We start from the raw sequence: 16,039 nt of genomic DNA on the forward strand, positions 1-16,039 counted from the left end.
GGGCGGGGCGGGGCGGGACTGTGGGGATTGGAGCTGAGGGGGCTGCTCAGTGGGCCGAGGTGTCGAAGACCTCGTCGCGGGTGGCGGCGAGCGCGCTCTCCAACGCGCCGCGCAGCACGGGCTGTTCACGGACGTCGCCGACAACGAGACGCGGCCGGGAGGCGGCCAGTTCCGCCAACTCGGCCTGTACGAGGGCGCGCAGGGGTTCGCCTCCCCTGCTGAGCGAGGCGCCGCTGAGGACGACGAGTTCGGGGTCGAGGACGGAGACGAGCGAGGCGAGACCGGTGGCGAGACCTGTCGCGTACGTCTGCAGGAGCTGCCGGTGGGCGCCCGCGTTGACGTCCGCGGCCTGCTCGACGAGCGTGGCGGCGACTTCGGTGTAGGGCCCCGTGGGGATGGGCCGGATACCGAGTTCGCGGGCGAGGGCCGGGATGGCCTGGGAGCCGGCCAGCTCCTGGTAGCCGCCACTGTTGGCCTTGGTGACGTGCCGCACGAGCGGCGCGCCGGGCACGGGAAGGAAGCCGACCTCGCCGGCGCCGCCGGTCCAGCCGCGGTGCAGCCGCCCGCCGAGTACGAGGGCGGCTCCCAGGCCTCCCTCGTTCCACAGCAGGACGAAGTCGTCGTGGCCCCGGGCCGCACCGAGCCGTTGCTCGGCGATGGCGGCGAGGTTGACGTCGTTCTCGTACTCGACGGGCATCGGCAGCGCCGCCGCGAGCTCGTCGAGCAGGGCGGGGGAATGCCAGCCGGGCAGGTGGGAGGCGTAACGCAGGCGCCCGGTGTTCGGGTCGAAGGCGCCGGGGGTGCCGATGACGAGCCGCCGGACGTCGGCCCGGACCAGTCCCGCCGCCTTCACGGCGCCGTCGAGGGCGTCGGTGACCTGCCGTACGACGGTGCGGGCGGCGCGCCGGCCGGGGGTGGGCAGTTCGTACTCGCCCACCGTGCGCCCGGTCACATCGGCGACGGCGGCGAGGATGCGCTCGGGTGTCACGTCGAGCCCGGCGGCGTAGGCGGCGGCCGGATCGACCGCGTACAGCTGGGCGTTGGGCCCGGGGCGCCCTTCACTGGTCCCGGTGACGACGACGAGCCCCGCAGCCTCCAGCCGGGCGAGCAACTGCGAGGCGGTCGGCTTCGACAGCCCGGTCAGCTTCCCGATCCGGGTCCGGGACAGCGGACCGTGCTCCAGCAGCACTTCGAGCGCGGCCCGGTCGTTCATGGCACGGAGCACGCGCGGGGTGCCCGGAGTCGCGGAGATTCCTGCCATGACGATCGACACCTGCCTTTCGGCTGCTCAGCTTCCCAGCGGACGTACGACGACGTCTACTCGACGGCCGACCACTGTTAGGAAAGTTTCCTGTTCGATGAGAGGAAAGTAGGCCGGAGGGGAGGAGGGCGTCAACAGGGTGGGGCCGTGGCAACAGAGTCGTTACTTGGGGAAGACCCACCCGCGGCAGCGGCCGCCCGCGCAAGGGGGATCTCGCAGTGCCTGTATCAACAGGGTCTCTCAGGCGTCCCAAACTCCTGTCAACCTGGTGGAGTCGAAAGCGCCGACAACACTCCATGGAAACGCACCGCAGCCCCATCAGTTCAATTCGGCTGCCTCGAATGCGCGACCGTACCGGCGCGTTCTTCCACGACAGAAAAGATGGAGACCAATGACGGACAAGCAATTCACCACTCACACAGAACTTTTCGATCTGAGTGGGAAGTACGCCCTTGTCACGGGCGGCACCAGGGGCATTGGGATGATGATAGCGCGCGGCCTTCTCCAGGCAGGGGCCCGCGTCGTCATCAGCTCACGCAAGGCAGACGCGTGCGCGGAGGCACAGAAACTACTGTCCGAATTCGGCGACGTTCGAGCAATCCCCGCCGACCTGTCCAGGCACGACGAGTGTCAGCGCCTCGCTGATCTCGTCAAGGCCGACTCGGAAGGCCTGGACATCCTCGTCAACAACGCGGGAGCGATGTGGCGCGAGCCGCTGGAGACGTTCCCGGACGAGGCCTGGGACACAGTGATCGACCTCAACCTCAAGTCGCCGTTCTGGCTGGTACAGGCGCTGCTCCCCGCCCTGCGCAGGGCGGGCACCGCCGATGATCCCGCGCGGATCATCAACATCGGCAGTATCGGCGCCATCCACGTCGCCCACTCGCCCAATTACTCGTACGCCAGCAGCAAAGCGGCACTCCATCAACTCACCCGAGTGCTGGCCAGGGAGCTGGGCCCACAGCACGTCACGGTGAACGCGGTGGCACCAGGAGTGTTCCCGTCGCAGATGATGGCGTCCACGCTCGATGCCATGGGCGACACGATCGCGGCGGCGGCCCCTCTGCGCCGGGTCGGCCGCGACGACGACATGGCGGGTATCGCCGTGTTCCTCGCCAGCCGGGCCGGGTCCTACCTCACGGGCGCCATCGTCCCGGTGGACGGCGGCATCGCGACGACCGCAACGGGTACCCCGACGATCATCTCGCGTACCCCTTAGACCGCGTACCCCTTAGACCGCGGGTCAGGCTTACGGTGAGGGAATGGCCACGATGGATCCACGCACCGAAATCCGGGAGTTTCTCAGCTCGCGTCGCGCCCGCATCACACCCGAGCAGGCGGGCCTGCCCGCTTACGGCGGCAACCGTCGGGTCAAAGGTCTGCGCCGCGAGGAGGTAGCCCTCTTGGCGGGGGTATCGGTCGACTACTACGTGCGCATGGAGCGCGGCAGCCTCGCCGGTGCCTCCGACGGCGTGCTCGACGCGTTGGCCTCTGCCTTGCAACTCGACGAGGCCGAGCGCGACCACCTGTTCCACCTCGCGCGCCGATCCAGGACGCCCGGCGGTCCACGCCGGCGCAGGCCTGCCGTCACTGTGCGCTCGACGCTGCAGCAGGTGCTCGACGCGATCTCCGATGCGCCGGCCTGGATCGGTAGCGGCCGTTATGACGTGCTCGCCATGAATCAACTCGCTCGCGCGCTGTATTCGCCGGTGCTGGCCGACCCGCGACGGCCCGCGAACACAGCGCGGTTCGTCTATCTGAATCCCGAGGCGGCCAGGGATTTCTTTGTCGACTACGACCGAATCGCCGGTGACGTGGCCGCGAAGCTACGCATGGAAGCCGGCCGCAATCCGCACGACGAGGATCTGATCGCCCTGGTCGGCGAACTGTCGACGTGCAGTGAGCTGTTTCGGCAGCGGTGGGCATCTCAGGACGTGCGGCTGCACCGGTCCGGCCGCAAGCGTCTGCGCCATCCGATCGTGGGCCGGCTCGACCTGGACGTCGAGTCCCTGGAACTGCCCGCCGAACCCGGCCTGTTCCTCAACGTCTACACCGCACCCGCGGGCACACCGACCGCTGACAACGTGGCGCTCCTGGCGTCGTGGGCGGCCACCCGACAGCCGCTTTCGACCGAGCCCGAAGCACACAACGGATAGTTGAAGAGGGTGCTGGGGCGGCGCGATGACGCCACCTGGTGGGTGGATATGTGAACCGTCTGACCACGACGGCCGTTGTGCAAGCAACGGGAAACCAGAACGGATCGTGCAGAAGTAGTGGTCAAGGGGGCTGACTCAGCATGGCCAATTCGAAGGACCCTGCTCTGCCCGACGTGCCACGCCGCCCCCGCGCCGGGCTCTCCGCCGCCGAGCTTGCCGCTGGCCTGATCGCCGAAGAGAGCAGGTCCAGCGCGAGCGCCTCGGCTCCCACGGGCAGCGATCAGATCAATCCGGAGTTCTTCCGGGGCCCGTCGGCTCGGCCGACCATCGCCCAGCGGATTTCGCGGACCGCAGTAGCTTTCTCAGAATCGAGCAAGCGCTATTTGAGGCGAGTGTCGAATCGGTCCACTTATGCCGATGTGATCGGACGGCAGAACGAGGATGCGAAAAAGGAAATAGGGGCGGAGGTCTGGAATTTTGTCAAGGGGAGGCAAGGTCTTATAATAGATTTGCACAATAAAAAACTTCCCATAAGTTTGGATCTGATCGAAAAATCGGGGAACAAGGTAACGATACTGATGGCAGACGCGGCGCGTTCTGCGCCGCGACTGGGATTCAGGAGGCCGATTGAGCCTTCCACTGCTTCGTCCACCCCTCGCCAGGTTTCGACCGCCAGTTCCATCTCGGAGTTCCCTGACCGAAGGAACAGTCTTTACGATAAAATCCGTGTGGCCCAAAGGTGGCTCGCACTGAATCCTGAGAACCAGGAAAACAGCAGAGATCCCGCGAACGCTGCGAACGCTGCGAACGCTGCGAACGCTGCGAACTCGGCAGGCAGTGTGCAGAGCGGGGTCGACGGGAGCAGGCTGCAAGGGGTGGCGTGGGAGATCACCTCCGATGGCGATATCAGGTCCAGTCGCCTCGGGCCCCGTGGGACATACGGCGCCATGGTGGGTTCTGACCTGTCGCAGCCTGGTGCGGGAAAGCCTCCGGAGCGTGTGCCAGGTGATGATCGCGGCGCAGGCGTCGAAGACGTACTCAAATCAGTGGCGGAGTATCTGCGCCGGCAGGGCCCAGCGGACACTCAGGACCGCACAAGCGGCGCCACCTCACACTCGCCCACCCCTGCGAAGACGCAGCCACAGAGTAAACAGAGAGAGGTACGTCGCAGCCGCTGACGGTGTTGAACAGGCAGGCAACCGGTGCTGCGCGCGAGGCGGTTTCCGGGTGTGGTTCTCATTCGAAGAACTTGAGGCTGAACCCGGTGTCGGTGGTAGGGCCGGGGACGTTGGCCCGGCGGTAGGTGGTGCTGCCCCACCAGACGGCCGTGCCGGTGTACCAGTAGCGGTTGGACCATGAGTACGGCGTGCCCTTGGCGACCGCGTGGAACATGGTCGGGAACCGGTTGCCGGACGGCGGGCCGGCCGTGGCGTCGCCGTTCGGCAGGACGAAGGTGTGGTGGCCGGGGCCGTCGACGTACAGCGTGGGGTCCCAGCCCGACATCATGGTCTCGGCGTGCGAGCCGAACAGGCAGCCGTTGCTCTTGTACCAGTCCCATACGTAGGTGGGGTCGCCGCCGGCTCGCAGTCGCAGGTCGGCGATGCAGTACTGGTTGCTCCAGCTGCCGTTCGCGGAGTACGTGATGTGCAACTGCCCGTTGGGGTCCACGATCGGCTGGGCCGACTCGTTGATGTACGGGTTGCCCACGATCCGTTCCCACGACTCGCGCGGCTGCGAGATGACGTACCGGGCGCCGGTGGTCGTGGTGGGGCTGCTCATCCGGGCGATGTACAGGTTCTGTTCGACGTTGGTGTCACCGGACCAGCCGGACCACACGAACCAGCGCTGGCCGCCGAAGGTGAAGGGCGCCCCGTCGATGGCCCACTTGTCGTCGGGCAGGGCGACCTTGGTGGCGGCGGAGTAGCCGGAGGCCGGGCCGGCCGAGCTGATGTGGTACATGCGGTGGGCCGCGCTCGTGCTGGCGCCGAAGTAGATGCGGTAGTTGCCGTTGTAGTACACGATCTCCGGGGCCCAGACCTCACCGAGGCCACCGGTGTCCTGCCACACCTGCTGCTTGGGCGCGCCGGCGATCCCCTCCAGGGTGGACGCCGTCCGCACCGCGATACCGCCGTCCACGGACTTGGCGGAGACGTAGAGGTTGCCGACCTTGATGACGCTCGGGTCGGCGCCGGCGAGGGTGGTGCGGCCGAGCGTGGAGAACTGGCCGTCGGTCACCGGGGTGACGGCTTCGTCGGCGTCGGCGGGTCCGGCGGTGGTCACGGCCTGCCCGAGGGCAAGTGCGGCGACGAGTCCGAGGGGGAGTACGCGGGCGAGCCAGCGAATGGGGAACATCAGGTTCCTCCTGATCGTGTCCATGCCAGAGAGCGCTTTCAGATCATCGCCGCGTGGTGGGTGGCCGTCAATATCAGGGGCCGATCCCACGGGCTTCGTCGCCACCGGCGTGGTGAGCAGAAGATGGCGGCCGGGAGTCCGCCTTGGCCCGGCTGGTACGTGGTGACTGCCTCCGTCGCCGCGGAGGTGATGTTCGCCCACGGCACCGTGTGCACGGCGCCGTACGGGTCGGGCCGTACGGCATGCCGACATACCGGTGCGCGCCGGTCGCGAAGATGCTCGTGCCAGCCGCTGGTTCGCGCCCGAGGCGCCCGGCAGGCCGACCATCCCCGGCTCGACCGGTATGTCGCTGTCGCCGGGGTTCACGACGCGGCCCGCCTGGCGTGTACCGCAAATCTGTTCGGGGCAAGGCGAAGAACGCTGCCCCGAACAGATTGGCTGAACAGCACGGTGCTGCTACGGCTTCACGTACTGCCAGACGAGCCAGGCGAGCGCTTCCTGCCCGGTGGCGTTCGGGTGGAAGGACTCAACTTGCCTGGTGAAAGGACGGATACCGTTGACCCACGAGGGGTCCCCACAGCTCTCATGCGTGTTGAACGAGGCGCTCGGATCGACGAAGTCGTAGCCGTGTGCCTTCGCCTTGGCGGCGAGTACCTGATTGAGTGTGTTGGCGGCACGGCGCAGTGCCTGATGAGTGCTGTCCGGCCAGGCTCCGTCCGCGAAGCACGTGAGGGTGGACTCAGCCTGAACGACGTGTGGATACCCCACCACGACGACCTGGGCGCCGTCCCGCTTCCGGGCGTCGATCCTGTCGAAGAGCCTCTCAAGGTTGCCAGGAAGCACTTGCCGGTACTGCGTGGTGATCGCGTTGATCCTGCTGTTGCAGGTCCCGGTTCGTGGCGGGTTCCAGACGTAGCAGAATATGAGAGGGGCGGCGAACCCGAAATCGTTGGAGCCGGCCTGCACCGTCACAAGGTCGGTGGCCTTGGTGACAGCCGTCGCCTGCTGCCTGCGCACCGCATTGCTGGACGCGCCGCAGAGTGCTTTGTCGACCAGGGTCGCGCCGAGCGACTGCGCGACGCGCTTCGGATAGGCGAGCGTCGAGTTGGGCACCCTGGGTCCCGAGTTCCCGCTGACGTAGCAGTTCGACGAGTCTGCGGCCGGCGAACCGGCCCCGATACCGGCCGCTGCCGAGTCGCCCAATGCGACGTACTCGAAAGCCTCGGCCTCCGCCCCGACTGCCACGGTGGAAGCGGGCAAGGTCACCATCACCGATGCCAGGAGAGCTACGAGGCCAAGAACTGCCCGTCTGCTGAATGCTGTTCTTCTCACCACTGCGAATCCTTTCTGACTGAGTCACTGGCGAGACTCCACATTTGCCAGGCCCCTGTCAGAGAACAAGGCCTCATGCCTGTCCCGGACAGCCCTCAGTTGTCCGGGCTGGTCAGCGGCCTGTCCGGGTTCGTCACGTGAGGACTGGCTAGAAGCCGGCTTCTGGTGTGCCGTACGAGAACCTGTACCCGGTGAAGTCGGCGACGTGGACGTATCCAACGCGCTGGTAGAGCGCGTTGCTGGTGGGGTTGTCCGGGTCTGTGAACAGGACGACATCCGTCGCGCCCGCGGTCAGGGCGGTTCTGCTCACCTCGACAGTCACGGCGCCTGCGTAGCCGTGGCCTCGGAGGTGGGCCGGGGTGTAGACGGGGTCCACCCGGACCATGCCGCCGACGATCGAGGTCGTGGCCGCCATGGAAGCGGGGGTGCCGTCCGGGGTCTCCCAGAGCGTGAAGTGCCTGTCGCCGAAACGCGAGTCGCTCCAGGAGCCGGCGTCGATCAAGTCGATGGAGGCTTGCTCGCCGACGGCGACGCAGAACTCACGGCACCAGCGCACGACTTGCTCGCGGTCTGCCTCACCCGCGACGCGGCCCCGGCCCCGGCCCTCGGCGTGCGACCGCGGTGGGGTGAGCGTGCCGAGACGGTAGAGATGCGTCCGCCAGAAAGGCACCGGCACCGCGCTCGTGTGCCGCTGCCACGACTCGGCGAAAGCGCCGGCAGTGTCGTGGTCCGCGATGACGTGGGCGGGTGAGTGGCCGAGTTCGGCCAGGTGAGAGGCGAGGGTGTCGGTCCGGTCGGCAGAGAGGGGAGTGAGGCCCAGACGGCCGCGCGGAGTGAGATAGAAGATCGCGCGGACTTCGCCCCCTGCCTCCAGTCGGCCGAAGACGGGGGCGTCGGCACCGGATACGTCGTCCGTCCTGCGTGTCCGCAACCTTTCGATGTCCGTCAGCGGCGTGTTGTGCAGGGCCGGGCGCGAACGCAGGAAGTCTCCGGCTCGGGCGAGGAAGTCGTCGATGTCGTGGGTGAGTTGCCAGTCATCCGGGAGCATGTTCCATCGTCCCGCGCACGACAAGCGGGCCCGCTGCCTCGGTTGACGTGATCCCTGATTCGGGTGGGAACCCGTGGTCACCGGGCCGCGTCCTTGTGGGCGTGACCGAATCTCCTGCCCTCTCCAGCCCCGACGACTCCTCGACGAGCTCCGACGGCGACGAAGAGTCCCCGCGGCCTGGTCCGCTGTGGCGCCATGCCCTGTGGGTGGCGGGCGTCACCGTCATCGGGGTGGGCTGGGCTTGGGCCGGGGCGTCGTTCCGTGTCGGTCCCGATGATTACGGGCTGCCGCTCGCCACTCCGGGGGAGGTGCTGCCGTACCTGGCGGTCTGGACCGTGACCGGTCTGGTGGTGGCGACCGGGGTGCGGGCCGTCGCCGCGAGGGTTCCGTTCATCGGCCCCGAGGTGGTCGTCCTCGTACTCACCTTCATGGGCACCCGCCACTCCCTGGGCTGGCGGCCGGAGCCACCGGCGCTGGGCGCGATGGTCGCAGCCGCGTTGACGGCAGCCGCTATATGGGGCGCCCTTGCGCTGCGTCGCGGCCTTCCCGACTACCGCGAGCGGGTTGCCTCCGGCGGATGAGAGGCTGGCCCGTTTCAGCTCAGCATCGCAGTGAACTCCGCCCATGCGGCGGGGGAGAGCCGGAGTATCGGGCCGTCGGGGTCCTTCGAGTCGCGGACGGCGACGGTGTCCGCGACGTTTCGGGCGACTTCGACGCACTCGCCGCTTCCAGTGCTGTAGCTGGACTTCACGAAGTCGAAGCGGTGTATCAATGCATGTCCTCGCTGATGCTCTCGATCAGTCCGAGCGAGTCCTTGGGGGCCAGGCTCAGTCGTGCCGTGCGCTCGAAGAACGAGCCGTACGTGGCGCTCTCGGCGTCGTTCTCGACCCACACGGTAGCGGCGATGCTGTCGACGTGGACCACGTCCACGGCATCGGTCTGGGCAAACGAGAGGATGTTGAAGGAGCCGCCGACGCAAGCGTGGCCGCCCGCTCGGAAGGGCAGCACCTGGATGCGGACGTTGGGGAGTTGAGCCGTCTTCAGCAAGTGCTGCAACTGTGCGCGCATGACATCGGGGCCGCCGACCTGCTGGCGCAGTACTCCTTCTCCGATCACCGCGTAGAACCGAAGCGGGTCGGGTCCTGACAGGCGGGCCTGGCGTTTCGTCCGGACGTCGACGATCCCCTCGATCTCGTCCGGATCGTCCCAAAGACCCTCACTGACAACAATCGCGCGCGTGTATTCGGGCGTCTGCAACAGGCCTGGGACCAGTGCCTGTTGCCAGGCTCTTACCCCGGTCGCGACGTCCTCCATCGCGATGTACTCCGCCATGGCCCCTGCTTGGGGAGTGTGCTGCCACCAGCCCTTGGACTTACGGCGATCGCGGTCCAGCTTCGCCAGTTCCAGCAACCGGGCGACTGCTTTCGGTTCATCGAGTCCGTAGAACTCGCAGAGCACCCGGATGTCCGGGTCCCGCATGGGTACCCAGCCCTGCTCCATCTTCACGATCTTCGAGTTGGTCGCACTGATGGTCTGCGCTGCTTGGTGCTGGGTCTTGCCCGACATGTCGCGCAGCCGCAGCAGTTCACCACCGAGCTTGCGTCCCAACACGGTTGACGCTCGGTTTCCGAGCTGAGCTGATCGATTCACGGTCCCAGTGTCGCTCTGCTCGCACTGAGTAGTCGACAGCTTCCCTCGAAAGAGACAATTGTCTCGCAGATACTTGCATCCGAGCCAACTCGATCGCTACGGTCGGCATCCAATCGCTTACTCAGCGAAGCCGTTCGCTGTACGAGAGGCGCGTATCCATGACCGAACCCCCCACCGCATCCGACCCCCTCCTCCACGAGGACTCCCTCGACTACACCCCCCTCGCCCGCAGCGTCACCCTCGCCCGTCGCAGAGCCGCACGGCTCGTCACCGAGTGGGGGTATCCCGGCCTCGCCGGGGATGTCGCGGTCGTCGTCTCGGAGTTGATGACCAATGCGTTACTGCACGGCAGCGTCCGGGGCCGACTCGTCCGCGTACGGATCACGCTCGCCGCCGCCGTACTCCGCGTCGAGGTCAGCGACCCACGTGGTGAGCGGTTGCCGTGCCGACGGTCGGCGGAGGACACGGACCAGTTCGGTCGCGGGCTCCTGCTGGTCGCGACCCTCGCCGACCAATGGGGCGTCGAGCCGCGCAGCGTCGGTAAGACGGTGTACGCGGAGTGGGCCCTAGCCCCAGTGGGAGCCGATCTCCTCGCAAGCGCGAAGGAGTGACCATGCCGGACGGGGGCGGGGGCGGGGGCGGTCCGCTCGGTCCCCGGCCCGAGCTGACACTTCCGGCGCTGCGGCAGGCCGTGGCCACCGTTGTCCCGTCGCGGCTTCCCGAGTTCTTCGAGGACCTCCAGAAGGCCTTCGTCCGGGCAGGGGACGAGGACAGCGTCGTACCGATCCGGATGTTCTACCGCAACAGCCCGGACCCCGCTGTCCGCGACCGTGTGATCCGGGAGGCCGGAGACATCGTGCGCGCGGCGCACCGTGAGGTCGCAGGTGGCTGACCGGCGTTGGGAGCTGTTCCAGGACGACCTGCTGGACGGGTTCCCGGAGGGGCTGGTCATGCTCACCTATCTGACCGATGTGCGCGGCGAGCGGATCGTGGTGGTGCAGGTGAACTGGTATGGCTGACAGCTAGTCCGTCGGCTCCGGGAAAGGAGCCGTCTCCAGCGTCGGGTACGGGGACGGAAGCGGGAGAGGGCGGCCCAAGTCCGCCTTGACCTCCGTGGCGTAGTACGCCTCGGTGGGGTCGTCGCCGGGGGTGATCGGGTCCACGTAGCAGTGGGCCGTCTTCCGGCGACGGTTGACCAGGACGTAGACGGGGACGCCGGCGGCGGCGTAGGTGCGGAGCTTGGGGCCGGTGTCCGTCTCGTGGTTGGTGGAGGTCACCTCACCGGCCAGGGTGATCATGTCGATGGGGTACCAGCCCTTGTGGGCCTTGCGGTACGACTCGTCGAGGTCTGTCGCCTTGCGTCGGCGCACATAGAAGTCCGGGATCAACAGGGCCATGGTCCGGCCGTCCTTGTGGGCGGCTCGGTAGCCGTTGCCCATGCCCACCAGGCGGAATCCAGCGACGCGGAATTGGAAGGACAGCCCTCCCGCGTCGTCGTTGTGGGCGTCGTTCGGAGGTGGGGGCACGATGACCGTCCCCTCGACGTACTCGGGTCGGATCGGCATCTCGGTGGCCTCTTCGAACGCGATCAGCAGATCGGCCGGGTCCTGCATCGACGTTTCTCCTCCGCCACGTTGTTGCCGGGCCACGCCCGATCTGTCTTGGCCCTGGCAGAACCATGGAGCGCCCAGACCTCAAACGACCCGGGAATGCCGCTGGCGTTCACTCGAACGAGTGTGCCGAACCGTTACGACGGTAGGCGGTAGGTGACTGGCGACCGGCCGTCGGTGGGCCGCAGACGTCTGTGGGGCGGCACCCGGATCGCTCCGGATGCCGCCCCACACGTATGAGAAAACTCTCGCCCGCGATGGAATGAGTGCGCGCCGCCCCTACTTCGTCGGAGCCGTAGGCACCACCGGTGTGATCGGGGACGCCGCCTGTGACTGCGCCGAGCCCGTGTTGGAGTACGCCGACGGGGCCGACATGCCCGCCGTCGGGTCGGCGGGCGGTTCGTCGGTCGGCTGGGCGGGGAGGCCGCCCACGATGCGGATGTTCGCCCGGTCGAAGGCCTGCTTGATGCGCCAGCGCAGTTCGCGTTCCACCGAGAGGGCCTTGCCCGGCATCGTCTTCGCGGTGACGCGGACGACCATCGAGTCCAGGACGACGCTGTCGAGGCCGAGGGTCTCTATCGGGCCCCACAGGCGCTCGTTCCAGGGCTCCGCCTTGCTCATCGTCTCGCCGACCTCCGCGAGGACCGAGCGCACGCGGTCGAGGTCCTCGTCGGAGCGGACCGTGACGTCGACGCCGGCCGTGGCCCAGCCCTGGGAGAGGTTGCCGATGCGCTTGACCTCGCCGTTGCGGACGTACCAGATCTCGCCGTTGTCGCCCCGGAGCTTGGTGACCCTGAGGCCCACCTCGATGACCTCGCCGGAGGCCACCCCCGCGTCGACCGTGTCGCCCACGCCGTACTGGTCCTCCAGGATCATGAAGACGCCCGAGAGGAAGTCGGTCACGAGGTTGCGGGCGCCGAAACCGATCGCCACACCTGCCACACCGGCGGAGGCCAGCAGCGGTGCCAGGTTGATCTGGAACGTGCCGAGGATCATCAGCGCCGCCGTGCTCATGATCGTGAAGGACGCGACCGAGCGGAGTACCGAGCCGATGGCCTGGGAGCGCTGGCGGCGGCGTTCGACGTTGACCAGGAGGCCGCCGAGCGCCGTGCCGTCGACCGCCTGCGCCGTACGGTTCATCCGGTCGATGAACCTCGTGATGGTCCGCCGGACGACCGCTCTCAGCACCACGGCTATGACCACGATGAGCAGCACCCGCAGTCCGATGCTGAGCCACGTCGACCAGTTCTGCTCGACCCAGCTCGCGGCGTTGGTGGCGCCTTCCTGGGCGTCCTGGAGCGTCGGCGACGTCGGTTCCTCGGTGGGATCGGCGGCCGACAGGACGGACAAGAACACGGCAGGTACCTCCAGGCGTAGCGGTCCGTCCGTGGCCGGACATCGGGCGAAGCGCCGACGGGCGGAAACACCACACTAACGGGGCATCGTGTGTGGATCGTTGCCATGTTCGAGGGAGAGACTGTGCTCACGTGGGGATAAGAAGGTGTGGTCGAAAACACTCCCAGCCCGTTACCGGGACATGGTGGCGCTTCCACCAGGCATGAGGGGAGACTGACTACAGATCGTCCCGGCGCGAGCCACGCGCCGCCGGCGTACAAGGAGGCCATCCGTGCCGCATGTCCTGGTCCTCAACGCGTCGTACGAGCCCCTCGGCGTCGTACCGCTCCGCCGCGCGCTCGTCCTCGTCCTTGAGAACAAGGCAGTCTGTCTTGAGGAGTCCGGCGCCTTCATGCACAGCGCGACCGTCACTGTCCCCGCCCCCAGCGTGGTCCGGTTGAAAAGGTTCGTGCGGGTCCCTTACCGGGGGCCCGTTCCGCTGACCCGCCGGGCGCTGTTCGCCCGGGACGGCGGCCGGTGCATGTACTGCGGTGGCGTCGCAACCAGCGTCGACCACGTCATCCCGCGCAGCCGCGGGGGTCAGCACGTCTGGGACAACGTGGTGGCGTCCTGCCGCCGGTGCAACCACACCAAGGCCGACCGTCACCTGGTCGAGATCGGCTGGCGCCTGCGCCATAAACCGGCCCCGCCGTCGGGGCTCGCTTGGCGCATCATCGGAACCGGTCACCGGGACCCGCGTTGGCTGCCCTACCTGCAGCCGTACGGCGCGGACGACGCGATGGCTCGGATCGACGGCATTTCCGCCTGACGATCCGGGCCTTCGTCTTGCCCTCGGTCCCTGCTCATGGCTTATGAGCAGCGCAGCTCGGCACTCGTGGCGCGGTTCGGCGCCCTCCGCTCACGTGTGGCGCAGTTCGGCCGGGTGGACCGTGCGGTGCAGCAGCGGGAGCGAGGTCGCGGCGGCGAGCAGGCAGGCCGCGTACACCGCCACGGGCACCAGCAGCGGCACCAGCACTGGAACGGCCGACGCGTCCACGGCCGACGTGTCCACGGCCGACGTGTCCACCGCCGCCCCGTACGCGAGGTGGACAGCCGTGCCGCCGCAGGCCGCGAGCAGCATCGCCGGGGCCAGCGGCAGCGCGGTCTCCAGCAGCAGCGCCCGGCCGAGCACCTTCCGCGGTACGCCCGCCGCGGCCTGGGCCGCGAGGCCGCGGCGCCGGGTGGCGAGCGACTCGGCGGTGCCCACGGCGAGGCCGCCCAGGCTGATCAGCAGGGCCACCAGGACGGCGGCGCCCGCCAGATCGACGCCGGTGGTGTAGAACGCCACGTCCTCGGGGCTGTGGGGCAGGCCCTGCCGCGGATGGTGCACGGCGTCGAGGAACATCTGCCGTACGCCCACGAAGCCGACGCCCACGACCGCCACCAGGAGCACGGCGGCGTGGGTGCGCGCGGTGGCCCACGGGTCGGCCCGGAGCCGTTCGGCGGCGAGCAGGACCGCGGGACGCCCGGTCCGGGCGGCGAGCCGGCCGCCCACGGCCCGGGCGGTGAGCCCGGCGACCGCCACCGCGCCCGCACCGGTCAGCGCCACCGCGCAGAACACCAGCGGGGGAAGCGAGGTGGCCCCCGGCCCGGTGCCCCGTACGGTGGTCAGCAGGGCGGCCAGGCCCACCAGTACCGCAGGCACCACGACGGCGAGGGCGGCGACCCTGCCGTGCTCCGGCCGGACCCGGCGCACCCAGCCCAGCGGCGAGGCCACCACCCGGCGCAGCGCGACCGTGCTCACCAGCACGGCGAGGAGCGGCACGGCGAGCGTCACCAGGGCGAAGCCCGCCCAGGCCGGCAGGGGAAGCCCCTGCCGCAGAACCGTCAGCAGGAGAAGCGCCGAGAACGTCGCGGCGACCGCCGCCCCCAGCAGACAGGCGAGGCCGGACTCCAGGGCCGCGATGCGCCGCACCTGCTTCGGCGTCGCCCCGGCGAGCCGCAGCCCGGCCAGTCTGCGGTCGCGGTGCACGGCCCCGACGCGTGCGCACTGGCCGAGGAAAGCGAGTACCGGCACCCACAGGAGCAGCAGCGTGACGAGCACCCCGGCGCGCTGCGACGGCTGGTCGAGGAGGCCGTGGAAGTACGAGGTGGACACCTGTCCGCGCACCGAGGCGATCGCGACCGCCGCGAACCCGAGGCCGGTGGCGAGCGCGGCCCCCACCGCCGTCAGCGTCACCCGCCACCACTCCCGCCGGTCCGAGTTCCGCGTCAGCAGCCACGCCAGCCTGAGGTTCGGCCCGAGGTTCAGCCTGAGGTTGCCGATCACCGGGCCACCTCCAGGGACGCCGCGTCCTCGGACCCGACGACGACCCCGTCGCGCAGCGACACCTCGCGGTCCGCGTACGCCGCGACCTGCGCGTCGTGCGTGATCAGCAGCACCGCCGTGCCCGTCTCCCGAGCCGTGTGCGTCAGCGCCGTCATCACCTGCTCGCTCGCCAGCGAGTCGAGCGCCCCGGTGGGCTCGTCGGCGAAGACGACCTTCGGACCGGTCACCAACGCCCGTGCCAGCGACACCCGTTGGGCCTGGCCGCCGCTCATCTCGCCGGGTCTCAGCGCCTCCTGGCCGCGCACGCCGAACCGTTCGAGCCACTCGCCCGCCCGCTCGTGGGAGTCCTTGCGGGAGGCTCCCGCGAGCAGCAGCGGCAGCGCCACGTTGTCGAGCGCCGTCAGCTCGGCGATCAGCTGCCCGAACTGGAACACCACCCCGAACTCCGTACGCCGCAACTCGCTCAGCCGCTCCTCCGACAGCTGGTCCAGGCGCTGCCCGGCGTAGACGACCGAGCCCTCGTCGGGCCGGACGATGCCGGCCAGGCAGTGCAGCAGCGTGGACTTGCCACTGCCGCTCGCACCGGTGACGGCGAGGATCTCTCCCGCGTGCAGCTCCACGGAGGCACCGCGCAACGCCCGGGTCCGGCCGTCATCATGCGCGTTGTCGTGCGTCTTGCCGTGCGTCTTGCTGTGCGTCCTGCCGTACGTCCTGGAGAGGCCCCGGGCCGCCAGGATCGGCGTGGTCCTGTGCGTACTGCTGCTCATGCTGCGTCGACCTCCGCGGTCAGAGTGGTGAGCCGGGCCGCTGTGGTGGTCATCCAGCGCAGATCGGCGTCGAGGTGGTGGAGGGCGTAGTCGGCCGAGAGGACCGTCGCAAGGTCGGCGTCCGGCGCGGTCTTGACCGCCGTCAGCTCCCGCATCCGTGCCATGTGCGCCGCACGCTGGGCGCTCAGGTAGCCGGCCG

At 68.7% G+C, this 16,039-nt stretch carries 18 protein-coding genes and 1 pseudogene; 8 read left to right on the top strand and 11 right to left on the bottom strand.

Features of this window, described 5'->3' with window-relative positions:
* Window positions 1–46: 46 nt before the first annotated feature.
* Entirely contained in the window at window positions 47–1,261 is a 1,215-nt protein-coding gene (locus AOK01_RS29115) for an ROK family transcriptional regulator (protein WP_055516913.1), read from the bottom strand.
* 391 nt (window positions 1,262–1,652) lie between these two features.
* Between AOK01_RS29115 and AOK01_RS29120 the strand changes: the two genes are divergently transcribed.
* The 3 genes from AOK01_RS29120 to AOK01_RS43755 all read left to right on the top strand — a co-directional run bounded on the left by AOK01_RS29120 (window position 1,653) and on the right by AOK01_RS43755 (window position 4,595).
* Window positions 1,653–2,480, top strand: a complete 828-nt coding sequence (locus tag AOK01_RS29120; RefSeq protein ID WP_055516890.1) for an SDR family oxidoreductase — start codon at window positions 1,653–1,655, stop codon at window positions 2,478–2,480.
* A gap of 52 nt (window positions 2,481–2,532) precedes the next feature.
* A complete protein-coding gene (locus AOK01_RS29125) occupies window positions 2,533–3,417 on the top strand; it encodes a helix-turn-helix transcriptional regulator (RefSeq protein WP_213862167.1) in 885 nt (294 codons plus the stop codon).
* 140 nt (window positions 3,418–3,557) lie between these two features.
* A complete protein-coding gene (locus tag AOK01_RS43755; RefSeq protein WP_157871526.1) occupies window positions 3,558–4,595 on the top strand; it encodes a hypothetical protein in 1,038 nt (345 codons plus the stop codon).
* 58 nt (window positions 4,596–4,653) lie between these two features.
* On the opposite strand, the gene AOK01_RS29130 is transcribed toward AOK01_RS43755, so the two are convergent.
* The 3 genes from AOK01_RS29130 to AOK01_RS29140 all read right to left on the bottom strand — a co-directional run bounded on the left by AOK01_RS29130 (window position 4,654) and on the right by AOK01_RS29140 (window position 8,149).
* Window positions 4,654–5,769: a glycoside hydrolase family 43 protein gene (locus AOK01_RS29130; protein WP_079103847.1), complete on the bottom strand. Its 1,116-nt coding sequence runs from the start codon at window positions 5,767–5,769 to the stop codon at window positions 4,654–4,656.
* 456 nt (window positions 5,770–6,225) lie between these two features.
* Window positions 6,226–7,014, bottom strand: coding sequence for an SGNH/GDSL hydrolase family protein (locus tag AOK01_RS29135; protein WP_157871528.1), 789 nt, complete (start codon window positions 7,012–7,014; stop codon window positions 6,226–6,228).
* A 235-nt stretch (window positions 7,015–7,249) separates the two neighbouring features.
* Window positions 7,250–8,149, bottom strand: coding sequence for a GNAT family N-acetyltransferase (locus AOK01_RS29140; RefSeq protein WP_055516895.1), 900 nt, complete (start codon window positions 8,147–8,149; stop codon window positions 7,250–7,252).
* 101 nt (window positions 8,150–8,250) lie between these two features.
* On the opposite strand from AOK01_RS29140, the gene AOK01_RS29145 reads away from it, so the two are divergent.
* Window positions 8,251–8,730, top strand: coding sequence for a hypothetical protein (locus tag AOK01_RS29145; protein ID WP_055516917.1), 480 nt, complete (start codon window positions 8,251–8,253; stop codon window positions 8,728–8,730).
* 14 nt (window positions 8,731–8,744) lie between these two features.
* Here the strand turns inward: AOK01_RS29145 and AOK01_RS40380 are convergent, their stop codons facing one another.
* Together AOK01_RS40380 and AOK01_RS29150 are read right to left on the bottom strand one after the other, a co-directional pair.
* Window positions 8,745–8,918, bottom strand: a complete 174-nt coding sequence (locus tag AOK01_RS40380) for a DUF397 domain-containing protein (RefSeq protein WP_063792883.1) — start codon at window positions 8,916–8,918, stop codon at window positions 8,745–8,747.
* Window positions 8,918–9,799: a Scr1 family TA system antitoxin-like transcriptional regulator gene (locus AOK01_RS29150; protein WP_055516897.1), complete on the bottom strand. Its 882-nt coding sequence runs from the start codon at window positions 9,797–9,799 to the stop codon at window positions 8,918–8,920. Before AOK01_RS29150 ends, AOK01_RS40380 begins: the two co-directional genes overlap by 1 nt.
* A 158-nt stretch (window positions 9,800–9,957) precedes the next feature.
* On the opposite strand from AOK01_RS29150, the gene AOK01_RS29155 reads away from it, so the two are divergent.
* From AOK01_RS29155 to AOK01_RS46215, 3 genes are read left to right on the top strand one after another with little or no spacing between them, the layout of a single operon-like run.
* Window positions 9,958–10,410, top strand: a complete 453-nt coding sequence (locus AOK01_RS29155; RefSeq protein WP_055516899.1) for an ATP-binding protein — start codon at window positions 9,958–9,960, stop codon at window positions 10,408–10,410.
* 2 nt (window positions 10,411–10,412) lie between these two features.
* Window positions 10,413–10,691 (top strand): hypothetical protein, encoded by a 279-nt coding sequence (locus AOK01_RS29160; RefSeq protein WP_055516901.1) that lies wholly within the window; start codon window positions 10,413–10,415, stop codon window positions 10,689–10,691.
* A complete protein-coding gene (locus AOK01_RS46215) occupies window positions 10,684–10,818 on the top strand; it encodes a hypothetical protein (protein WP_281181458.1) in 135 nt (44 codons plus the stop codon). The genes AOK01_RS29160 and AOK01_RS46215 overlap by 8 nt, the downstream gene beginning before the upstream one ends.
* A 3-nt stretch (window positions 10,819–10,821) precedes the next feature.
* Here AOK01_RS46215 and AOK01_RS29165 read toward each other — a convergent pair whose 3' ends face one another.
* Together AOK01_RS29165 and AOK01_RS29170 are read right to left on the bottom strand one after the other, a co-directional pair.
* Window positions 10,822–11,412, bottom strand: a complete 591-nt coding sequence (locus AOK01_RS29165) for a Uma2 family endonuclease (protein ID WP_055516903.1) — start codon at window positions 11,410–11,412, stop codon at window positions 10,822–10,824.
* Between the two features lie 276 nt (window positions 11,413–11,688).
* Window positions 11,689–12,765, bottom strand: a complete 1,077-nt coding sequence (locus tag AOK01_RS29170) for a mechanosensitive ion channel family protein (protein ID WP_055516905.1) — start codon at window positions 12,763–12,765, stop codon at window positions 11,689–11,691.
* Window positions 12,766–13,036: 271 nt separating this feature from the next.
* Here AOK01_RS29170 and AOK01_RS29175 point away from each other — a divergent pair, with 271 nt between their 5' ends.
* Window positions 13,037–13,573, top strand: coding sequence for an HNH endonuclease (locus AOK01_RS29175; protein WP_055516907.1), 537 nt, complete (start codon window positions 13,037–13,039; stop codon window positions 13,571–13,573).
* Window positions 13,574–13,663: 90 nt separating this feature from the next.
* On the opposite strand, the gene AOK01_RS29180 is transcribed toward AOK01_RS29175, so the two are convergent.
* The 3 genes and pseudogenes from AOK01_RS29180 to AOK01_RS29190 all read right to left on the bottom strand — a co-directional run.
* A complete protein-coding gene (locus AOK01_RS29180; RefSeq protein ID WP_055516909.1) occupies window positions 13,664–15,073 on the bottom strand; it encodes an FtsX-like permease family protein in 1,410 nt (469 codons plus the stop codon).
* Window positions 15,070–15,840: an ABC transporter ATP-binding protein gene (locus AOK01_RS29185; RefSeq protein WP_055516911.1), complete on the bottom strand. Its 771-nt coding sequence runs from the start codon at window positions 15,838–15,840 to the stop codon at window positions 15,070–15,072. Before AOK01_RS29185 ends, AOK01_RS29180 begins: the two co-directional genes overlap by 4 nt.
* Window positions 15,837–16,039, bottom strand: a pseudogene (locus AOK01_RS29190) (PadR family transcriptional regulator); the annotation flags it as partial. The pseudogene AOK01_RS29190 and the gene AOK01_RS29185, both read right to left, overlap by 4 nt.

The sequence above is a fragment of the Streptomyces aurantiacus genome, from assembly GCF_001418335.1.
GTDB lineage: Bacteria > Actinomycetota > Actinomycetes > Streptomycetales > Streptomycetaceae > Streptomyces > Streptomyces aurantiacus.